The following is an 18,900-nucleotide window of genomic DNA, read 5'->3' as shown; positions in this document are numbered from 1 at the left end:
TATCTCCTTTAGGGTGAGCACCTACCACTTCAACCCTACATGTTCATTCATTTCTTTATAGGCCGTGTCAATTCGTTCCTTGGTCGCCTCGTCCAACTTGTCACGATGACTGCCTCCCTCGATGAAGTCCTCTAGGATATAGGTCTGATAGAGGAAAAGCGGATAGCCTTCTGGAGAGTAAATCCCTTTGGGTGTTCGATTGACCCAAGTAGGATGCGCTTTGGCAGCTTCAATCCTTGTCTTTCCATCTTTTTTCTTAATGGTCACATCCATGAGAACACCGCGCTCCGTCCACTTGGCATTTTCCTCATCTTGCATGGTTTCAATGCGTTGATTTGAGAGGAAATTCCCCATGGAATAGATGATCAGTTTTTTGTCACCATCTTTTTTAACCGTTTCAGCAGGTTCAACGACATGAGGATGCCCTCCAAAGATAATATCTGCTCCCCAGTCAATCATCTTATGGTACAGTGTTTTCTGTTCTTCCGTTGGTTCTAGCTGGTACTCAATTCCCATCTGAGGCATGATGACAGTAATATCCGCCTCCTTCTCTGCACGCTCGATTTCTGCCTTCATCTTATCTTCATTCAAATCAGAAAGATAGCGATTATAGTCCTCTTGAGAGATATACTGCTCAATGCCATTAAAACCGTAAGAATAGGCTAGGAGAGCTACCTTGATACCATTGACTTCCTTTATGACTATAGGGGCTTGGTCTCGGGATTCATGCGTGTAGACTCCGATGGGTGTCATTCCAGCCTTTTCAATAGCTTGAGCCGTTGAAACCACTCCCTCAATTTGAGAATCCAAAATATGATTATGAGCCAAGTCTAGAACTTGGTAGCCTGCATCCTTGATCGCATCCATGACTTCTCCTGGTGCATTAAAGAGAGGATAACCTGCCAAATAGTGGTCCTTGTTCACCGTTCCTTCAAAGTCACCAATCACCAAATCCGCTTGTTTGAGCCAGGGTTTTACATACTCAAAATTTTCATGGAAATCATAGGTCCCATCTTCTTTAAGAGCTGTTCGGTAGATAGGGATATGATAAAGAAGGTCACCATTTGCCATGATACGTGCCGTTGTTTCACCAGACTGATCTTCCTTGGATTGACCAGATGTACTAGCAGAATCAAGAGTTTGGCTACCAGGGCTTGTTCCCTTACTACCTTGTACTGCTAGAACTAATAAGTTTCCCCCCATGGATAAGGCAACTGCAAGCAATAACACAATAATAAACTGGGCATTGGTCCAGGATTTATAATTCTGAAAGAAATCCACACTAGTTCTCCACATCCCATAAAGAGAGCCCTGAGACCATCTATCTTGTCGCTTTTCCATCTTTATTCCCCCTTGTCTTTTGGTGCAAGTCTTTTCTTTTATTATACCACAGACAAAAGAGGAATACCGTTTATTATATTATTTTTTAGGAACTTCTGCGACTTTCTTTCTCGCCTATTTTGTGTTATCATGTAGAGGTAATGAAAGGAGAGAAAATGTCTGCAATAGAACGTATTACAAAAGCTGCTCACTTAATTGATATGAACGATATTATCCGCGAGGGGAATCCGACACTTCGCGCAGTTGCTGAGGAAGTTACTTTCCCACTGTCTGACCAGGAAATCATCCTTGGTGAAAAGATGATGCAATTCCTCAAACATTCCCAAGATCCTGTTATGGCTGAAAAGATGGGACTCCGCGGTGGAGTTGGATTGGCCGCTCCCCAGCTGGATATCTCAAAACGCATTATCGCCGTTTTGGTCCCAAATATTGTAGAAGAAGGTGAAACTCCTCAGGAAGCCTACGATTTGCAAGCTGTTATGTACAATCCAAAAATTGTCTCTCACTCTGTTCAGGACGCTGCTCTTGGCGAAGGAGAAGGTTGCCTTTCTGTTGACCGAAACGTTCCAGGCTATGTTGTCCGTCATGCCCGTGTCACTGTTGATTACTTTGACAAGGATGGCGAAAAACACCGAATCAAGCTCAAAGGTTACAACTCTATCGTTGTCCAACATGAAATTGATCATCTAAACGGAATCATGTTTTACGATCGTATCAATGAAAAAGATCCATTTGCTGTTAAAGATGGTTTACTGATTCTGGAATAAAGAAAATCCCGTTGCAAGACGGGGTTTTGTGTTATAATAGATGCATGAAAACAAATGATATTGTCTATGGCGTCCATGCCGTTACTGAAGCCCTCCTTGCAAACACTGGAAATAAACTTTACCTCCAAGAAGATCTTCGAGGTAAGAATGTTGAGAAAGTCAAGGAACTGGCTACAGAAAAGAAGGTATCCATTTCTTGGACTTCAAAAAAATCCCTCTCTGAGATGACTGAAGGCGCTGTCCACCAAGGTTTTGTTCTACGAGTGTCCGAATTTGCCTATAGCGATCTGGATCACATCCTTTCCAAAACACGACAAGAAGAAAATCCTTTGCTATTGATTCTGGACGGGTTAACTGACCCCCATAATTTAGGTTCTATCTTAAGGACTGCTGATGCGACCAATGTTTCAGGTGTCATTATTCCCAAGCACCGTGCTGTCGGAGTGACTCCTGTCGTTGCCAAAACGGCCACAGGTGCTATTGAGCATGTACCGATTGCCCGAGTGACCAACCTCAGTCAAACCCTAGACAAACTCAAGGCTGAAGGCTTCTGGACCTTTGGAACGGATATGAACGGTACCCCTTGCCACAAGTGGAATACAAAAGGGAAAATCGCCCTCATCATCGGAAATGAAGGAAAAGGCATCTCCAGCAACATCAAAAAACAGGTCGATGAAATGATTACTATTCCCATGAATGGGCATGTTCAAAGTCTCAATGCCAGTGTCGCTGCAGCCATTCTCATGTACGAAGTTTTCCGAAACCGACTATAAAAAAAGTTTCCAATCACTTGATTGGAAACTTTTTTCTTAACTATGTTCTGTAATAAATTTGTAGGCTTCTTGACCAGCGATAGCCCCATCTCCAACTGCTGTTGTTACTTGGCGAAGGTCTTTCTGGCGAACATCCCCAACCGCAAAGATACCGTCAACTCCAGTTTTCATGTGGTTATCTGTCACAATCCAGCCTGCCTGGTCTTGAATATTCAATTCTTTAACAAAATCGCTAACAGGATCCAAACCAACATAGATAAAGACACCACCGAAGGCTTGCTCTGTCACTTGACCCGTTTTTACATTTTCAAATACGACAGATTCTACTCGGTTTTCACCTTTGATTTCCTTGACAACAGAATCCCAGATAAAGTTGACTTTCTCATTTGCAAAAGCACGGTCTTGCAAAACCTTTTGGGCACGAAGTTCATCTCGACGGTGAACAATAGTGACGGACTTGGCAAAGCGAGTCAAGAAGAGAGCTTCTTCTACCGCTGAATCTCCACCACCAACTACGAGCAAGTCTTGATCACGGAAGAAAGCTCCATCACAGACCGCACAGTAAGAAACACCTCGACTGTTCAGTTCTTCTTCTCCGGTAACTCCCAAAAGACGGTGTTTAGAACCAGTTGCTACAATGACAGTACGGGTTTCGTAAACTTGATCATCAGTGATTACCTTCTTAAAGTCACCCTTGTCTTCAATGTTTTCAACATAGCCATAAAGATGCTCCACTCCAAGGTTTTCAAGTGGTTCAAACATCTTTTCAGCCAATTCAGGTCCACTGATATTAGCATAACCTGGATAGTTTTCAATATCAGATGTGTTATTCATTTGCCCTCCTGGCAGACCACCTTCAATCAAAGCCACTTTCAGATTGCTTCGAGCAGCATATAAGGCAGCGGTCATTCCCGCAGGTCCAGCACCGACAATAATCGTATCGTACATTTCTATTCCTTCTTTCTTGTTGTAACTATCTTTATTCTAACTCATTCTTGCTAGTCACGCAAGGATTATGCCTTGAAAACCAAGAGCAAACTCATGACGGCAAAGGATAATACCGGAACGACCAAAACTCCAATCATAATCATATCATAGAGATGAGCTTGGCGAGCTTTGGCTGTCTTGTCCACACCAGACATGGCTCTCAATCCGATCCAAATCCCCAGAAAAATCACGACAAGGATGGTCGTTAAGATCAAACTCTCGAAATACAAAGAAAATAGATGCAGTAGCATGATCTCTCTCGTTTCTATCTTTTTTAAAGAGTAAACTCAGCTAGTCCAACTAACTGAGTTTTCCTTTTTCTATTATATCAAATATAAGTCCGTTTGTAACTAGCGAAGAATTCTTTTGTTCGTTCTTCTTTCGGATGATTGATGATTTCATCCGGTGTACCAGACTCGATGATTTTCCCTTTATCTAGGAATAGAACCTTGTCTGCCACTTGGGCTACAAAAGACATATCGTGACTGACCAAAATCATGGTCTGACCTGACTTGGCAGCATCTGCAATAGACTTTTCTACTTCACCGACCAATTCTGGGTCGAGTGCCGACGTTGGTTCGTCCAAGAGCAAGACATCTGGTTTCATAGCAAGCGCACGCGCGAGGGCAACCCGTTGCTTTTGTCCACCTGATAAGTGGCGAGGGTAATGGTTTTCACGGTCAGAAAGACCAACCTTGGCCAACTCTTCCTTGGCGATTTTTGTTGCTTCCTCGTCCGATAATTTTTTAACGACAACCAAACCTTCCCTGACATTGTCAAGAGCTGTTCGGCGTTCAAACAAATTAAACTGTTGGAAAACCATAGACAACTTGCGACGAAGGGTTAGGATCTCTTCTTGGCTAATCTTAGAAAAATCAACTTTAAAATTGTCAATCTGAATCGTTCCACTATCTGGAGTTTCAAGGTAATTCAAACTACGAAGAAAGGTTGATTTCCCAGCTCCAGATGAACCAATCAAAGCCACTACCTCACCTTTTTGAATATCCAAGTTCAGATGATTCAAGACTGTCTGTCCTGAAAAGGATTTGCTTAAATTCGAAATCTTAATCATTAACGAAGGTCTCCTTTCACATCTGTAGATACTGTATCCGGCGCTGAGATAGCCATTTTTCTCTCGATGAAACGGCCGAGGCTTTCAATTCCGATATTGACCACCCAGTAAACGAGAGCAACAGAGATAAAGCGCTCAAAATAGCGGTAATCAGCTCCACCCAAAATTTGAGCCTGGGCAAAAACCTCCACAACACCTGCGCTAAAGGCTAGAGAAGTTCCTTTGGTCAAACCGATTAGGGAATTAATCAAGGTTGGAGTCGCCACAACGGCCGCATTAGGAATAATCACGCGACGATAAACTTGAGCTCGCGTCATACCCAAACTACGCGCCGCCTCAATTTCACCTGGATTAACAGAAAGAATAGCTGCACGAATCGTTTCACTTGCATAAGCCGCCTCATTAAAAGCAAAGGCCACAATCGCAAAAAGCGCTGCTGGAATCGCATTGATATTGAGACCAGTTCCCCATTGTTGGTTGATAGCTTTCAGCGCTAAAGGTATTCCGTAGTAGGTCAACATAAGTTGGACTAGGATTGGGGTACCTTTTAAGAAGCTGACGAAAAAAGCCTGCAAGGGATATAGAATCTTAACACGATTGATCTTAACAATGGCAAAAATCAGGGCAAGTAGCAAACCAAAGAGTGCACCTCCAAGCGTCAACATCAAGGTTGTAGGCAGTTGTTGGACAATCCTTGGAATTCCATCAAAGACCGAACGCAAACTAAAGAGCTTACCATCCGGAATGAGTTGCATCAAACTTTGGTACCAATCTGATGCTAAAAATGTTGTAACAGTCATAAAAACATCCTCTCCTGATAATGATTCATTCTATCATACTTCTGCTCGCAAGCAAATTATTTGCTACGGGCTACTCAGACTTTGTCTATCTTCTAGTTTATCACACTTTAAAACAGGGAGGCTATATATTTTACCTATCAAGGAGATAAATAAAAACTATCTCAAACCTAAGTCCTCATAGGTTTTTCTATAGCCGATTTGTTTAACAGCACCATTCTCCACCAAAATTGGACGTTTCAATAACATACCATCACTCGCTAGAAGCTTGGCTGCTTCTTGTTTTGACAAACTTCCCACCTTATCTTTCAAGCCCAGTTCACGATATTTGATCCCGCTGGTATTGAAAAATTGTTTCACTTCAAAACCGGAAGTTTCCAACCAGTTTAAAATCACGTCTTCACTTGGTGTTTCTTCTACGATGTGGACATCTTGGTATTCCAGTCCAAGTTGATCTAATTCATTTTTTGCTTTCTTACAAGTTGAACACTTTGGGTATTCGATAAATTCTAACATCTTCTTTTCTTTCTATTTTTTATTTTCTTGAAATGCTACACCTTCATGTTGCAAGAGCCAGGCTTTCTTTTCGACTCCAGATGCATATCCTGTCAGACGATTGCCTGACCCCAGCACACGATGACAGGGTACTAGTATGGACCAAGGATTACGCCCCACTGCTCCGCCAATCGCTTGAGCAGAAGCTACTTGCAAGTCTTTCGCTATTTGTCCATAAGTCACTGTCTGACCATAAGGAATGGCCTGTAAGTAAGTCCAGACTCGCTTTTCAAAATCTGTTCCAATAGGAGCCAAAGGTAAGTCAGATAGATTCTGAACACTGCCTTCGAAATAGGTATCTAAATAGGAAATAACCTGGTCTAGGACGGGATGTTTCTTAACTACTTCTATACTATCTCCAGCGATTCCCCTCTCAAAATGAGTTTGGTCCTGTACCCAAATTCCATACAGATATTGCTTGTCAGCAATTAAGGATAAGGTTCCAATTGGCGACGGGTAGAGCATTTTTGCGTACTTTTTCTGCTTCATTTTTTTAATTTCTGATAGGCCAAACGTTCCCCATCAACTGGAACCTTACCAACCTGTTGGAAGCCTAGCTTTTCAAAGATATGCTGCATGGCCTTGTTTTGTGCATGCGTATCTGAACGAAAATCTAGATAATCAAAACCTTCAATCAAGCCTTCTAGGAAAGTCTGAGCAACACCTTGTCCTTGGACATCTGCTGCCACAGCGATACGGTGAAAGACCAGATATTCTGATTCTCCCCCCTGCCAACTCCCTTCATAAATGGCTTCATAGTATTTCTCTGGACTCTTGGTCACAGCAGCATAGGCTAACAGTTCTTCCTCTCCCAATGCCACATAAGCTTGACCAGAGATGATATCATCAATAATGATATCTGCATTTGGATAGCCATTTTGCCACTGGTCGCTACTAGACTCAGCTAAGCACTTTTTAGCATCCTCCATCACCTGCATAATCGCATCTACTTCGTTTGGAAAAGCTAAACGAATCTCCATCTCTTCCCCTCATTTCTAACTAGTTTCTCTCATCATAGCATAATTTAAAGCTTTCTACAAGCAGTTGAAACTTGACTTTTGTTTTTTATTATTTTATAATCTAGTTATTGAAACTAGATAAAAAGGAGTTGGAAATGAATTCTATCTTTTCCTACCCAAAATGGGAAGACATTCCAAATATTGACCTCTATCTGGATCAGGTTTTGCTTTATGTCAATCAAGTCTGTGCCCCTATCTCTCCAGATAAAGACAAGGGACTAACAGCATCCATGGTCAATAACTATGTCAAACATGGTTACCTGACAAAGCCAGACAAGAAAAAATACCAACGCAAACAGATTGCCCGTTTAATTGCCATCACCACTCTCAAGTCTGTCTTTTCGATCCAAGAAATCGCTCAGACCCTCAATACTCTACAAACTCAAGCGAGCTCAGACCAGCTCTACGACGCTTTTGTGGACTACATGAACCATGGGATTGATCCAGAAAATCCTATTATCCAAACTAGCTGTCAAACGGTTAAACTCTATCATCAAACTCTAGACTTAATCCTTATCAAAGAAGAGGAGGAAATCCAATGAATACCAGTCTAAAACTCAGTAAAAAGCTCAGTTTCGGAGAGGAAATTGCTAATAGTGTGACCCATGCTGTGGGTGCCGTTATCATGCTCATCTTGCTCCCTATTTCATCCACCTATAGTTATGAAGCACACGGATTTTTATCATCTTTTGGCGTTTCTATCTTTGTTATCAGTCTCTTTCTCATGTTCCTCTCATCAACCATTTACCACTCTATGGCCTACGGTTCGACCCATAAATACGTCTTGCGAATCATCGATCATTCTATGATTTATGTGGCTATCGCTGGCTCTTATACGCCGGTCGTATTGACTTTGATGAATAACTGGTTTGGCTATCTGATCATTGCTATTCAGTGGGGAACGACCATCTTTGGCATCCTCTATAAAATCTTTGCTAAAAAGGTCAATGAGAAATTCAGCCTTGCCCTTTACCTGATTATGGGCTGGTTGGTTCTGGCTATCATTCCTGCCATTATCAGTCAAACAACGCCAATTTTCTGGAGTCTCATGGTAACTGGTGGGCTCTGTTATACAGTTGGAGCTGGATTTTACGCTAAGAAAAAACCTTATTTCCACATGATTTGGCATCTCTTTATCCTAGCGGCGTCTGCACTCCAATACATCGCCATTGTTTATTACATGTAAAAAAGTTGAGAATCTTTTCTCAACTTTTTTCTTTACACATATTGATAAAATACTGGTGCAAGCGAGCATCATCTGTCAATTCTGGATGAAAAGAAGTTACCAGCATATTTTTTTCTTGGGCTGCAACGATTTGATCATCAACTGTTGCTAAAACTTCCACACCCTCTCCAACACTGCTGATAATCGGACCACGGATAAAGGTCATGAAAATCTGACCGACTCCCTTACATTCTGCCTCTGTATAAAAACTTCCTAGTTGCCGCCCATAGGCATTGCGCTCAGCTACTATGTCCATAGTCGCTAGATGACTTTCTTCCTGAGAAGTGATTTCCTTAGCCAGCAAAATCAAGCCTGCGCAAGTACCAAAAACTGGAAGGCCAGATAAAATAGCTTCTCGGATGGGAAGCAACATCTGTTGGTCACGCAAGAGCTTGCCCATGGTTGTAGACTCACCGCCAGGTAATATCAAACCCACCAAGTCACTCTGATGCTGTTGAAAATCGTCTAAATTTCTGATTTCAACACTAACAACACCTAACTTTTCTAGCACTTTAGCATGTTCTTCAAAGGCACCCTGCAGGGCTAATATTCCGATTTTCATCTATTTTCCTCGCTCTGCCATAAGAATTTTGATTTCATTCTCATTGATACCAACCATGGCTTCCCCTAGATCTTCAGAGATTTGAGCTAGAATTTGAGGATTTTTGTAGTTGGTTACGGCCTTAACAATAGCACTTGCTCGTTTAACAGGATCTCCTGACTTGAAAATACCTGAACCAACAAAAACACCCTCTGCCCCCAGTTGCATCATCAGCGCAGCATCTGCTGGCGTTGCCACACCTCCAGCTGCGAAGTTTACAACTGGCAATTTTCCATGTTCATGAACGTATTGGACCAATTCAACAGGAACCTGGAGTTCTTTTGCTGCGACATAGAGTTCATCTTCGCGTAGATTTTGAATACGGCGTATTTCTTGATTCATCATGCGCATATGACGAACGGCTTGAACGATGTCTCCTGTACCCGGTTCTCCTTTTGTCCGAATCATGGAAGCTCCTTCAGCGATACGACGCAAGGCTTCACCCAAGTCCTTAGCTCCACAGACAAAAGGAACTTGGAATTCCTTCTTGTCCACATGGAAACGGTCGTCTGCTGGAGACAGCACTTCACTCTCATCGATATAGTCAATCTCAATAGCCTCTAAAATCTGAGCTTCAACAAAATGCCCAATTCTAACCTTGGCCATCACTGGAATGCTGACCGCTTCTTGGATTTCCTTAATCATCTTTGGATCACTCATACGGGAAACCCCACCAGCTGCACGAATATCAGCTGGAATTCGCTCCAAGGCCATAACAGCTGCCGCACCAGCAGCCTCTGCGATACGAGCCTGTTCAGGGTTCTGAACGTCCATGATAACCCCACCTTTGAGCATCTGTGCCAAGTTTTTATTTAGTTCATAACGATTTTCAGTCATTTCTTAATCCTCATCATTTGTATTGGTAGCTACCATTTCATTTTAAGCCAGATTAGAATGAAGTACAAGATAGAAAAAGGATAATTGTGTGGGTACAGATTGACACTCAATGAAAATCAAAGAGCAAACTAGGAAGCTAGCCGCAGGTTGCTCAAAGCACTGCTTTGAGGTTGTAGATAGAACTGACGAAGTCAGTAACATATATACGGTAAGGCGAAGCTGACGTGGTTTGAAGAGATTTTCGAAGAGTATAACTAAAAAACTATCTGACCTTAACTTAAGGCCAGATAGCTCAGCTATTGTTATTTTTCAGCTGTAAGTGCAGCCATTGTGATGTAATTGTATGGTTTGTTGAAATGTGGCAAGAAGAATAGGTCTGTCAAAGCCAATTTATCAATGGTTACATGCTCTTGGATAGCAAGTGAGAACATGTGGATTCCCATGCTGATAGCAGAATCGTGTGAAACCATTTGCGCACCAAGGATTTCGCGGCTGTCTTTGTCAAAGACAATCTTGATGGCAACTTCGTGGTTGTCATGTTTGATAAATTCTGGTTTTTGAAGATCGTTAAAGCCAGTTTCAGTTGCATTATAGCCTGCAGCCTTGGCTTTTTCAAGAGTCAAACCAGTCGAAACCATGTGAAGACCGTAGATAGAAATACCGTTTGATCCTTGAACTCCGATTCCTTCCAATTCATGACCACAAGCGTTATAAGCACCAACGATACCAGTACGTACAGCATTAGATGCAAGAGCGATGTAGCTTGTATCTTTACGAGCATTGTCATAAACAGTTGCACAGTCACCAACAGCGTATACACCTGGGATAGATGTTTCTTGTTTCTTATCTACAAGGAAAGCACCGTTACGGAAGAGTTCAATCTTACCGTCAGCAAGAGCTGTGTTTGGACGGAAGCCAACAGCAAGAACCACCATATCCACATCAAATGTTTCTTTGTCTGTTACCAAGCGTTCAACTTTTCCATCACCTTGGATGGCTTTAACTGTTTGACCAAGAGCCAAGCGAATGTTGTGGTCTTCCAAGTTCTTCGCCATCATTTGAGTAAAGTCTTTGTCATAGTAGCCGTTCAAGACAGTGTCTACAATATCTACAAGCACTACTTCTTTTCCAAGACGCTCGAAAGCTTCAGCAAGTTCTACACCGATGTAACCACCACCAACAACGGCAATGCGCTCAAGGTGTTTGCTCTTGTCTTCAAGTTTTTCAATAACTTCTTCAGCGTTTTGGTACAATTTAACAAATTGTACATTTTCAAGAGTCGCTTTGAATTCGCGGTTACCCTTAACGATTTCAACACCTTCGATTGGAGGCAAGATTGGAGTTGAACCAGTTGCAAAGATCAATTTATCATAAGACTCTTTGTGTTCTTTACCTTCAACTTCTGCAGTCACAACTTTGTTATCGTAGTCAATTGAAAGAACTGGTGAGTTCATGTAAACTTTAGCACCTTTTGCTTCCAATTTTTCTTTATCAGAGTAGAAGAGACCTTCTGGGCCATCAATTTGTTCCCCGATCCAAAGCGCCATTCCACAACCAAGGAATGAAATATTTGAGTTTTGGTCAAATACTACGATTTCGTTCTCATGTCCGAAGTTGTCCAACATCGTATTAATACAAGCTGTACCAGCGTGGTTAGCACCAACTACAACGATTTTACTCATAGAAAAATTCCTACCTTTAATTTTTGATTTACCTTTCTAGTATATCATTTACTGTTAGCGTTTACAAGATATTTGCTCAGAATTCTCTTTTTTTCAGAAAAAAATACACTTAACATTGATAAATCCAATTTTTCTATCGCTTTCATATTAGTTTTGAGCATATTTCTTGACTTTTTGTCAAAATTCATTTGTGAAAACGCTGACTTTATGATATGCTAGATACATGGAAAGAAAATGTAAGGGGTTTAATTTTTCTTTAACGACCTTATATTGAATGATTTCCTATAAAGAGAAAGGAGCTGGTAGCTTGCCTCTTCATTCACGTTCTGAACGGCTAATGGGAACAACGATTACGATTTCATTAGTAGGTGAACAGGCTGATTGCCTACTTCAAGGAGCCTTTGATTTGCTCAAGGAACTCGAATACCGCTTTAACGCCAACAGTCAAGAATCCGAACTGATGGAAATCAACTACCAAGCTGGAATCGCACCTGTTAAGGTTCATCCTGACCTGTTTGAACTGATTGCTCTTGGACTGGAGCATAGCCTAGCTCCGTCTAGCCATCTAAATATCAGTATTGGTCCCTTGATTCAAACCTGGCGAATCGGATTTGCAGATGCACGGCTTCCAGACTCTAAAGAAATCGAAGCTGTCTTGCCACTAGTTGACCCGCATTTTATCAAGTTGGATCCGACTAGCTCTACTGTCTTTTTAGAGAAGAAAGGAATGAAGCTTGATTTAGGTTGTTTAGCTAAGGGCTATAGTGCAGATAAGGTTGCCCAGTATTTAAAAGCACACGGTGTCACCTCTGCCTTGATCAATCTCGGAGGAAATATCCTCACCATCGGGAATAACCAAGCCAAAGAAGGGAAAGCCTGGCAGATTGGGATTCAAGATCCGCGAAATCCTCGTGGCAATCATCTCCTAACCATTCCTGCTTCTAACAAATCCGTTGTCACTTCAGGTATCTATGAACGCCACCTGACAGTAGATGGAAAAGACTATCACCATATCTTTGATAGTAAGACAGGATTCCCTGTCGAAACCGATCTCGCTAGCCTAACGATTATCTCTGATAAATCCGTTGATGGTGAGATATGGACAACACGCCTTTTCGGAGAGCGAAGCGCTTCTATCCTCTGGCAAGTCGAAAGTATAGATGGTATTGAAGCCATCCTCATCGACAAAGAAGGACGCCTTGCTTGTTCTTCAGGCCTTCAAAATTGTATTATGTAAAAAGAGAAAGGAAATCTCATGCTAAAACTTATTGCCATTGTTGGAACGAACTCTAAACGTTCTACAAACCGCCAATTGCTCCAATACATGCAAAAACACTTTGCTGATAAAGCTGAAATTGAACTCGTTGAAATCAAGGATATCCCTGTTTTCAACAAACCAGCAGATAAGCAACTTCCTGCTGACATTCTTGAAATTGCAGCTAAAATTGAAGCATCCGATGGTGTCATCATCGGTACTCCTGAGTACGACCACTCTATCCCTGCGGTATTGATGAGCGCTCTTGCTTGGCTATCTTACGGTATCTACCCACTTTTGAACAAACCAATCATGATCACTGGTGCTTCTTACGGTACACTTGGTTCATCTCGTGCCCAATTGCAACTTCGTCAAATCTTGAACGCTCCTGAAATCAAGGCAAATGTTCTTCCAGATGAATTCTTGCTCTCACACTCTCTTCAAGCATTTAACCCAAGTGGTGACTTGGTTGACCTTGATGTCATCAAGAAATTGGATGCCATCTTTGATGACTTCCGTATCTTCGTGAAGATTACTGAGAAATTGCGCAATGCACAAGAATTGCTTCGCAAAGATGCAGAAGAATTTGACTGGGAAAATTTGTAAGATAGGAGACCGAAAGAATGAAATTTGTTGGACTTGTTGGATCAAACTACGATCAATCATATAACCGCAAACTCTTGGAATTTATCCGTCGCAATTTCAAATTCAAATTTGAATTAGAAGTACTTGAAATCGACGAAGTTCCAATGTTTAACCAAGACGAAAAATGGGACGAAAGCTTCCAATTGCGTTTCTTGTATAACAAGATTACACGTGCTGATGGTGTCATTATCGCTACTCCTGAGCACAATCACACTATCTCAGCTTCTCTCAAATCTGTACTTGAATGGCTTTCATACGAAGTTCATCCATTTGAAAACAAGCCTGTTATGATTGTGGGTGCATCATACTATGACCAAGGAACATCACGTGCCCAAGTTCACCTTCGTAAAATCCTTGATGCTCCAGGTGTCAATGCCTACACGCTTCCAGGTAACGAATTCCTTCTTGGTAAAGCTAAGGAAGCTTTTGATAACAACGGAAATATCACCAACGAAGGAACTGTTAAATTCCTTGAAACTTGCTTAGATAACTTTGTAAAATACGTAGGAGTCGTTTCGAAATTGAAAAAACCAAAACCAATCGAACCAGAAGACTTGGATTGTGGAAAACCAATTGCTACAACCATTACTGAAGTTGATCCTGACGATCCAGAATGGGTAGAAAAAGTTGCAGCAATCACTGGCGCTGTTTCTGGTGATACCTATGTCAAATTGGACCACGGTATCTTGACAGTTAATCAAATTGATATGTTCTTGAAAGCTATGCCATTTGAATTGACATACGCTGACGACAACAACCAATTCCTATACTACAACAACGCTCACCAAGATCCAGACACCATGTTTGCTAAACGTGTACCACCTCAATCAGGTAGCCGTATGTCGACTGTTCATGGTTCTCTTCCACCAGCACGTATGAAGAACGTAGAGTGGGTTATCGGAACACTTCGCAACGGAAACCAAGAATACGTCCGTACGATCGTTCCAGGTTCTCCTGCAGGTGTCATCAACACACACAACTACCAAGCAATGTACTATCCTGATGGATCATACGCTGGTATCAATGAAATCGTCTTTAACTTCCAACCATGGCTTGACTGGTACCTAAAAGAGACTGGTCAACGTTTGGTAGGTGGTAGCGGACCATTTGCTCCTGCTGCTGGAGGTCATGGAGACGCCGATGCTACTTCCGGCGCTTCTGATTCAGGTGATGCTGGAGGCCACGGTGGTGACGCTGACGCTACTTCTGGTGCAAGCAACTAAGAAACCAAAAGGAGCCATTTGGCTCCTTCTTTTTTATTACAACAGAAAAGGGGAATGTAAATCATCTACACCCCCTTTCATTTTATGAGTTAGGATCATCTATACTACGGCCGTGCAAACCTTTTTCACGTTGTACCTGACGTAGTTTTTCTGGTGTGACGTCATTGCCTTCCTCGTCCACAATTTTGATTCCCTCGATGTGGTGACGAACAGATCGACGATAGCCTTCGATGTACTCCTCACGAAGTTTAGCTTGTTCCACTTTTTCAGCAGAAGTTAAGCCTTCTGTTTTTTTCTTTTTGGCAAGCTCATTGATACGAGCGATTTTTTTCGGATCCATTTCCTCTCCTTTGTGATAAGATACAGTCCGTTTGACTGAGTTTATTTAGTATTGATTTGGTTAAAACGAGCGAGCTTAGCTGCTTTCTTGGTTAATTGCGACAAGATTGCCAAACGATTTTGTCGAACAGTCTGATCTTCAGCCATTACCATGGTATTTTCAAAGAAAGCATCAATAACTGGGCTAAGCGCAAAGAGTTGTTCTAATTGCTGACTTGCAGTCCCTGACAAAACAAGTGATTCTACGGCTTCTGCCAAGGCTTTCTCTTCTTCATTCTCAAAGAGAGCAGGATCAACAGTATCAGTTCCTTCGGCTTTTTCAGCCAAGTTGAAAGCACGTGAGAGGGATTCGACAGATGGTTTGAAGTCTTCTTTCTTGCTTGCTTCCACAAGAGCACTTGCTGCTTCTAGCATATCCGCCACAACAAAGTTTGAACTTGCAAGAACTGCTTCCTTGATATCTTTTGGAGTTGAACCCATCATCTTATCAACACGAGCCTTGATAAAGTCCATAACCTCTGCTTTATTTTCATAAGTCAAGCTGTCAAATTTCAAGCTGTAAAGGCTATCGATCAGCTCATCCATAGCAATATGCCAACCAAAGGCATCCAAGATACGAACAACACCTTGCGTCGCACGACGAAGGGCATAAGGGTCGTTAGAACCTGATGGAATCAAACCTACTGAGAAGAAACTCAAAATTGTATCCAATTTGTCTGCAATGGCTAGAATGGCTCCGACCTTGCTCTCTGGAAGTTCTCCTTCGGCTGATATCGGCATGTAGTGTTCACGAATAGCAGCTGCAACTACTGGAGTTTCTCCAGCAAGAAGAGAATATTTCTCTCCCATAATTCCTTGGAGTTCATCAAACTCACCAACCATCCCTGTCAACAAGTCAAACTTGTAAATGGATGCTGTGCGGGCAAGATCAATCGTTTCATCCACTGATAAACCAGCTTTTTCCGCCAAAAGGACGGCAATCTGACCTGTACGAATCATGTGTTCACGAAGAGAACCAATCTTTTCATGGAAGGTCACATGGTTCAATTTTTCAACAAGATCTGAAATGACCAATTTTTGGTCTTCACGCCAGAAGAATTCTCCGTCTTCCAAGCGGGCAACTAAAACTTTTTCATTTCCCTTGATGACATTTTCCAAATGCTCTGCGTTTCCGTTACGAACAGAAATGAAGTTTGGCAAGAGTTTACCTTCTTGATCACGAACAACGAAGTAACGTTGGTGTTCCTTCATCGAAGTCACCAAAACTTCTTCTGGAACTTCAAGGTATTTGGCATCAAAACTTCCCATAAAGGCAGTTGGGTATTCAACCAAGTTCAAGACTTCATTAAGCAAATCAGCATCAATTTCGATACGTACACCATGTTCAGCTTCGATTGCCTTGATTTGGTCAACAATCATTTGCTCACGTTCACGAGGATCCGCAATTACAAATTGTTTACGAAGGTCTTCTTCATAGCTCAATGCTGACTGAATCTTAGTTTCTTGTCCCAAGAAACGATGACCACGACTCACACGACCGCCCTTAATATCAAGGAAATCCAAGTCAAACTCTTCTTCATCTAAAAGAACTGTCAAAGTGTGTACAGGGCGGATATATTCAAAAGTGTTGTTAGCCCAGTGCATGCTGACAGGGAAAGTTAGTGACTTCAAGACGTCTACTACACCTGGAACAATGGCTTCAACTGGTTGCCCCACTTCTTCCTTGGTAACATAGACATATTCTTCACCTTTGATTTCACGGAATTCAATATCTTCAACTGTCAAGCCTTTTCCACGGACAAATCCTTGAGCTGCTTTGGTGAAGTTTCCATCACTATCCAAGGCGATTTTCTTTGCTGGACCCTTGAAATCTTCTGTCAAATCAGACTGTTTGTCTGCAAGACCAGTCACACGAACAGCCAAACGACGTGGTGTTGAGAAGGTTTGAATAGCTTCAAAGGAAAGACGATTTTCTTTGAGGAAGGCTGCCATTTTTTCACCTAATTGTTTTTCGCTTGGAGTTACTACGTAGGCTGGTAACTCTTCAAGACCGAGTTCTACTAATAAGTTTTTTGTCATATTTTTTCTCCGAAAAGTATCTTTTTATTTTCCAGTTTGCCTTATGTGATTGGCACGCAAGCAACCAACTTCGTTGTTTCATTGCTAAAATTGGAGCCGAAAGTCTCCAATTTTGCCTAGTATCCTTAGCTTCGCTAAGGATACCTTCATCACTACGGCAACTGGCTCAAGGCTCACTCTGTTCGCCCATTTTCGTAAACTGTCACTCTCTTTATTCTGCGTCTTCTGCTAGGAGTTTAGCTCGTGTTGCTTCATCCAAAAGTGGGTAGCCTAGGCGTTTGCGTTCTGCGACAAAAGTTTTAGCTACGACACGGGCCAAGTTACGGATACGAGCGATATAGCCAGCGCGCTCGGTTACGGATACAGCACCACGCGCATCAAGCAGGTTAAAGGTATGTGAACATTTGAGAACATAGTCATAGGCAGGGTGAACCAAGCCCTCTTCCAAGGCACGACCAGCTTCCTTTTCAAACTTATCAAAGTTTTCAAGCAACATTTCTTGATCCGAAATTTCAAATGAATATTTTGAGTGCTCGTACTCAGGCTGGATGAAAATTTCTCCATATTTTACGCCATCGGCCCACTCGATATCATAGACAGAGTCCACTTCTTGAATGTAAGAAGCCAAACGTTCCAAACCATAGGTAACTTCCGAAGTCACAGGTCCAGTTGCCAATCCACCGACTTGTTGGAAGTAAGTGAACTGAGTGATTTCCATCCCATCAAGCCAAACTTCCCATCCAAGACCAGCTGAACCAGTAGAAGGATTTTCCCAGTTATCTTCAACGAAGCGGATATCGTGTTCCAAAGGATTGATACCCAATTTTTCCAAAGACTCAAGGTAAAGTTCTTGGATATTTGATGGAGAAGGCTTCATGACCACTTGGAATTGGTGGTGTTGGTAGAGACGGTTAGGGTTTTCCCCGTAACGACCGTCAGCAGGACGACGTGATGGCTCTACATAAGCTGCATTCCATGGCTCAGGTCCGATAGCGCGAAGGAAAGTGTAAGGACTCATTGTCCCCGCACCTTTCTCATTATCGTAAGCCTGCATGAGCATACAACCTTGGTCATTCCAAAATTGTTGCAAAGTCAAAATAATTTCTTGAAATGTTAATTTCTTAGACATTGAATACTCCTTTAATTTATATTATCTTTTTAGCTTTATTCATCAAGCAACCAAGAAAAAGCTGGGTCTTGAAAAATATGACGTTTGGGAACCGTTTGTAAATTCTGATCGCATTCGTCTATTGTACCTAGTTTCAAAGCACAGACTTCTGGTATATTTTCTTGAGCAGTGAAAATTTGACTATGACAGTTCTGACAGTAATAGCGTTGTTTTCCTGGAGATGAACTATAGGTAACCAACTGTTCTTTTCCATGCAATACTAGGTTTTTACTGCTAACTTTGGCATTCACTGTATAGGCAGACGCAGTTGCTTTCCGACAGAATGAGCAGTGGCAAAAAACTAATTCCGACAATTCCTCATCTAAAGTGTAGGTCACTGCTTTGCATAAACAAGATCCTTTAAGCATTATGCTCCTTTCTACTTAGGCATTAGACGAAATTCAAAAAGAACCGAATTTCAACACCCAAGCCTTGCGACTAGGGGCGTCAGAAACGCGGTTCCACCCTAATTTATTACTTCATTGTTTTTAAAAATATGACAGAAAGCGCCAGTTTCTTACCTTGTTCTACTTGG

At 41.9% G+C, this 18,900-nt stretch carries 22 protein-coding genes; 7 read left to right on the top strand and 15 right to left on the bottom strand.

The genetic code is table 11. The features are described 5' to 3' along the window. Positions 1 to 21: 21 nt before the first annotated feature. Positions 22 to 1,341 carry a CapA family protein gene (locus ACORHV_RS03110; RefSeq protein ID WP_434398774.1) on the bottom strand — a complete coding sequence of 440 codons (1,320 nt, stop codon included), beginning with the start codon at positions 1,339 to 1,341 and terminating at the stop codon, positions 22 to 24. A 155-nt stretch (positions 1,342 to 1,496) separates the two neighbouring features. Between ACORHV_RS03110 and def the strand changes: the two genes are divergently transcribed. Together def and rlmB are read left to right on the top strand one after the other, a co-directional pair. Further along, on the top strand, positions 1,497 to 2,108 hold the full coding sequence (gene def / locus ACORHV_RS03105) for a peptide deformylase (RefSeq protein ID WP_001272959.1): 612 nt from the start codon (positions 1,497 to 1,499) through the stop codon (positions 2,106 to 2,108). 44 nt (positions 2,109 to 2,152) lie between these two features. Further along, positions 2,153 to 2,881: a 23S rRNA (guanosine(2251)-2'-O)-methyltransferase RlmB gene (gene rlmB / locus ACORHV_RS03100; protein ID WP_000855737.1), complete on the top strand. Its 729-nt coding sequence runs from the start codon at positions 2,153 to 2,155 to the stop codon at positions 2,879 to 2,881. A 36-nt stretch (positions 2,882 to 2,917) separates the two neighbouring features. Here the strand turns inward: rlmB and trxB are convergent, their stop codons facing one another. The 7 genes from trxB to ACORHV_RS03065 form a co-directional block, all read right to left on the bottom strand. Next, the gene (gene trxB, locus ACORHV_RS03095; RefSeq protein ID WP_000272343.1) at positions 2,918 to 3,829 is read right to left on the bottom strand and encodes a thioredoxin-disulfide reductase; all 912 of its coding nucleotides are present in this window, start codon (positions 3,827 to 3,829) and stop codon (positions 2,918 to 2,920) included. A 65-nt stretch (positions 3,830 to 3,894) separates the two neighbouring features. Beyond that, the gene (locus ACORHV_RS03090) at positions 3,895 to 4,119 is read right to left on the bottom strand and encodes a DUF4059 family protein (protein ID WP_000924294.1); all 225 of its coding nucleotides are present in this window, start codon (positions 4,117 to 4,119) and stop codon (positions 3,895 to 3,897) included. Between the two features lie 77 nt (positions 4,120 to 4,196). After that, positions 4,197 to 4,940: an amino acid ABC transporter ATP-binding protein gene (locus ACORHV_RS03085; protein ID WP_000590995.1), complete on the bottom strand. Its 744-nt coding sequence runs from the start codon at positions 4,938 to 4,940 to the stop codon at positions 4,197 to 4,199. After that, positions 4,940 to 5,740 carry an amino acid ABC transporter permease gene (locus ACORHV_RS03080; RefSeq protein WP_000219166.1) on the bottom strand — a complete coding sequence of 267 codons (801 nt, stop codon included), beginning with the start codon at positions 5,738 to 5,740 and terminating at the stop codon, positions 4,940 to 4,942. Before ACORHV_RS03080 ends, ACORHV_RS03085 begins: the two co-directional genes overlap by 1 nt. Positions 5,741 to 5,896: 156 nt before the next feature. Next, positions 5,897 to 6,253: an arsenate reductase family protein gene (locus ACORHV_RS03075; protein WP_007521452.1), complete on the bottom strand. Its 357-nt coding sequence runs from the start codon at positions 6,251 to 6,253 to the stop codon at positions 5,897 to 5,899. 12 nt (positions 6,254 to 6,265) lie between these two features. Beyond that, complete coding sequence (locus tag ACORHV_RS03070; protein WP_434398769.1) at positions 6,266 to 6,781, bottom strand: methylated-DNA--[protein]-cysteine S-methyltransferase; 516 nt, start codon at positions 6,779 to 6,781, stop codon at positions 6,266 to 6,268. Next, a complete protein-coding gene (locus tag ACORHV_RS03065; protein WP_434398767.1) occupies positions 6,778 to 7,272 on the bottom strand; it encodes a GNAT family N-acetyltransferase in 495 nt (164 codons plus the stop codon). Before ACORHV_RS03065 ends, ACORHV_RS03070 begins: the two co-directional genes overlap by 4 nt. 134 nt (positions 7,273 to 7,406) lie before the next feature. Between ACORHV_RS03065 and ACORHV_RS03060 the strand changes: the two genes are divergently transcribed. After that, a complete protein-coding gene (locus ACORHV_RS03060; protein WP_001084366.1) occupies positions 7,407 to 7,853 on the top strand; it encodes a DUF1836 domain-containing protein in 447 nt (148 codons plus the stop codon). Next, positions 7,850 to 8,497: a PAQR family membrane homeostasis protein TrhA gene (gene trhA / locus ACORHV_RS03055; protein ID WP_001097972.1), complete on the top strand. Its 648-nt coding sequence runs from the start codon at positions 7,850 to 7,852 to the stop codon at positions 8,495 to 8,497. The genes ACORHV_RS03060 and trhA overlap by 4 nt, the downstream gene beginning before the upstream one ends. A 19-nt stretch (positions 8,498 to 8,516) precedes the next feature. Here the strand turns inward: trhA and pdxT are convergent, their stop codons facing one another. From pdxT to nox, 3 genes are all read right to left on the bottom strand, one after another. Further along, entirely contained in the window at positions 8,517 to 9,098 is a 582-nt protein-coding gene (gene pdxT / locus ACORHV_RS03050; protein ID WP_000689966.1) for a pyridoxal 5'-phosphate synthase glutaminase subunit PdxT, read from the bottom strand. Further along, entirely contained in the window at positions 9,099 to 9,974 is an 876-nt protein-coding gene (gene pdxS, locus ACORHV_RS03045) for a pyridoxal 5'-phosphate synthase lyase subunit PdxS (protein WP_000138527.1), read from the bottom strand. 302 nt (positions 9,975 to 10,276) lie between these two features. After that, positions 10,277 to 11,656, bottom strand: coding sequence for a H2O-forming NADH oxidase (gene nox / locus ACORHV_RS03040; protein ID WP_000036762.1), 1,380 nt, complete (start codon positions 11,654 to 11,656; stop codon positions 10,277 to 10,279). Positions 11,657 to 11,963: 307 nt separating this feature from the next. On the opposite strand from nox, the gene ACORHV_RS03035 reads away from it, so the two are divergent. From ACORHV_RS03035 to ACORHV_RS03025, 3 genes are read left to right on the top strand one after another with little or no spacing between them, the layout of a single operon-like run. Further along, entirely contained in the window at positions 11,964 to 12,893 is a 930-nt protein-coding gene (locus tag ACORHV_RS03035; RefSeq protein ID WP_025171822.1) for an FAD:protein FMN transferase, read from the top strand. 18 nt (positions 12,894 to 12,911) lie between these two features. Then, a complete protein-coding gene (locus ACORHV_RS03030; RefSeq protein ID WP_000915931.1) occupies positions 12,912 to 13,517 on the top strand; it encodes an NADPH-dependent FMN reductase in 606 nt (201 codons plus the stop codon). A 17-nt stretch (positions 13,518 to 13,534) separates the two neighbouring features. Continuing rightward, a complete protein-coding gene (locus ACORHV_RS03025; RefSeq protein ID WP_000673672.1) occupies positions 13,535 to 14,779 on the top strand; it encodes an NAD(P)H-dependent oxidoreductase in 1,245 nt (414 codons plus the stop codon). A gap of 82 nt (positions 14,780 to 14,861) precedes the next feature. On the opposite strand, the gene ACORHV_RS03020 is transcribed toward ACORHV_RS03025, so the two are convergent. From ACORHV_RS03020 to ACORHV_RS03005, 4 genes are all read right to left on the bottom strand, one after another. Next, the gene (locus ACORHV_RS03020) at positions 14,862 to 15,119 is read right to left on the bottom strand and encodes a DUF896 family protein (RefSeq protein ID WP_000371290.1); all 258 of its coding nucleotides are present in this window, start codon (positions 15,117 to 15,119) and stop codon (positions 14,862 to 14,864) included. Between the two features lie 41 nt (positions 15,120 to 15,160). Continuing rightward, positions 15,161 to 17,197, bottom strand: coding sequence for a glycine--tRNA ligase subunit beta (gene glyS, locus ACORHV_RS03015; protein WP_434398761.1), 2,037 nt, complete (start codon positions 17,195 to 17,197; stop codon positions 15,161 to 15,163). A 211-nt stretch (positions 17,198 to 17,408) separates the two neighbouring features. Continuing rightward, positions 17,409 to 18,326, bottom strand: a complete 918-nt coding sequence (gene glyQ / locus ACORHV_RS03010) for a glycine--tRNA ligase subunit alpha (protein ID WP_000038746.1) — start codon at positions 18,324 to 18,326, stop codon at positions 17,409 to 17,411. Between the two features lie 35 nt (positions 18,327 to 18,361). Next, the gene (locus ACORHV_RS03005) at positions 18,362 to 18,733 is read right to left on the bottom strand and encodes a GFA family protein (RefSeq protein WP_000912017.1); all 372 of its coding nucleotides are present in this window, start codon (positions 18,731 to 18,733) and stop codon (positions 18,362 to 18,364) included. Between the last annotated feature and the right edge of the window lie 167 nt (positions 18,734 to 18,900).

The organism is Streptococcus sp. KHUD_016, assembly GCF_051106465.1.
GTDB lineage: Bacteria > Bacillota > Bacilli > Lactobacillales > Streptococcaceae > Streptococcus.
This window is presented reverse-complemented; position numbering and strand designations above follow the sequence as displayed.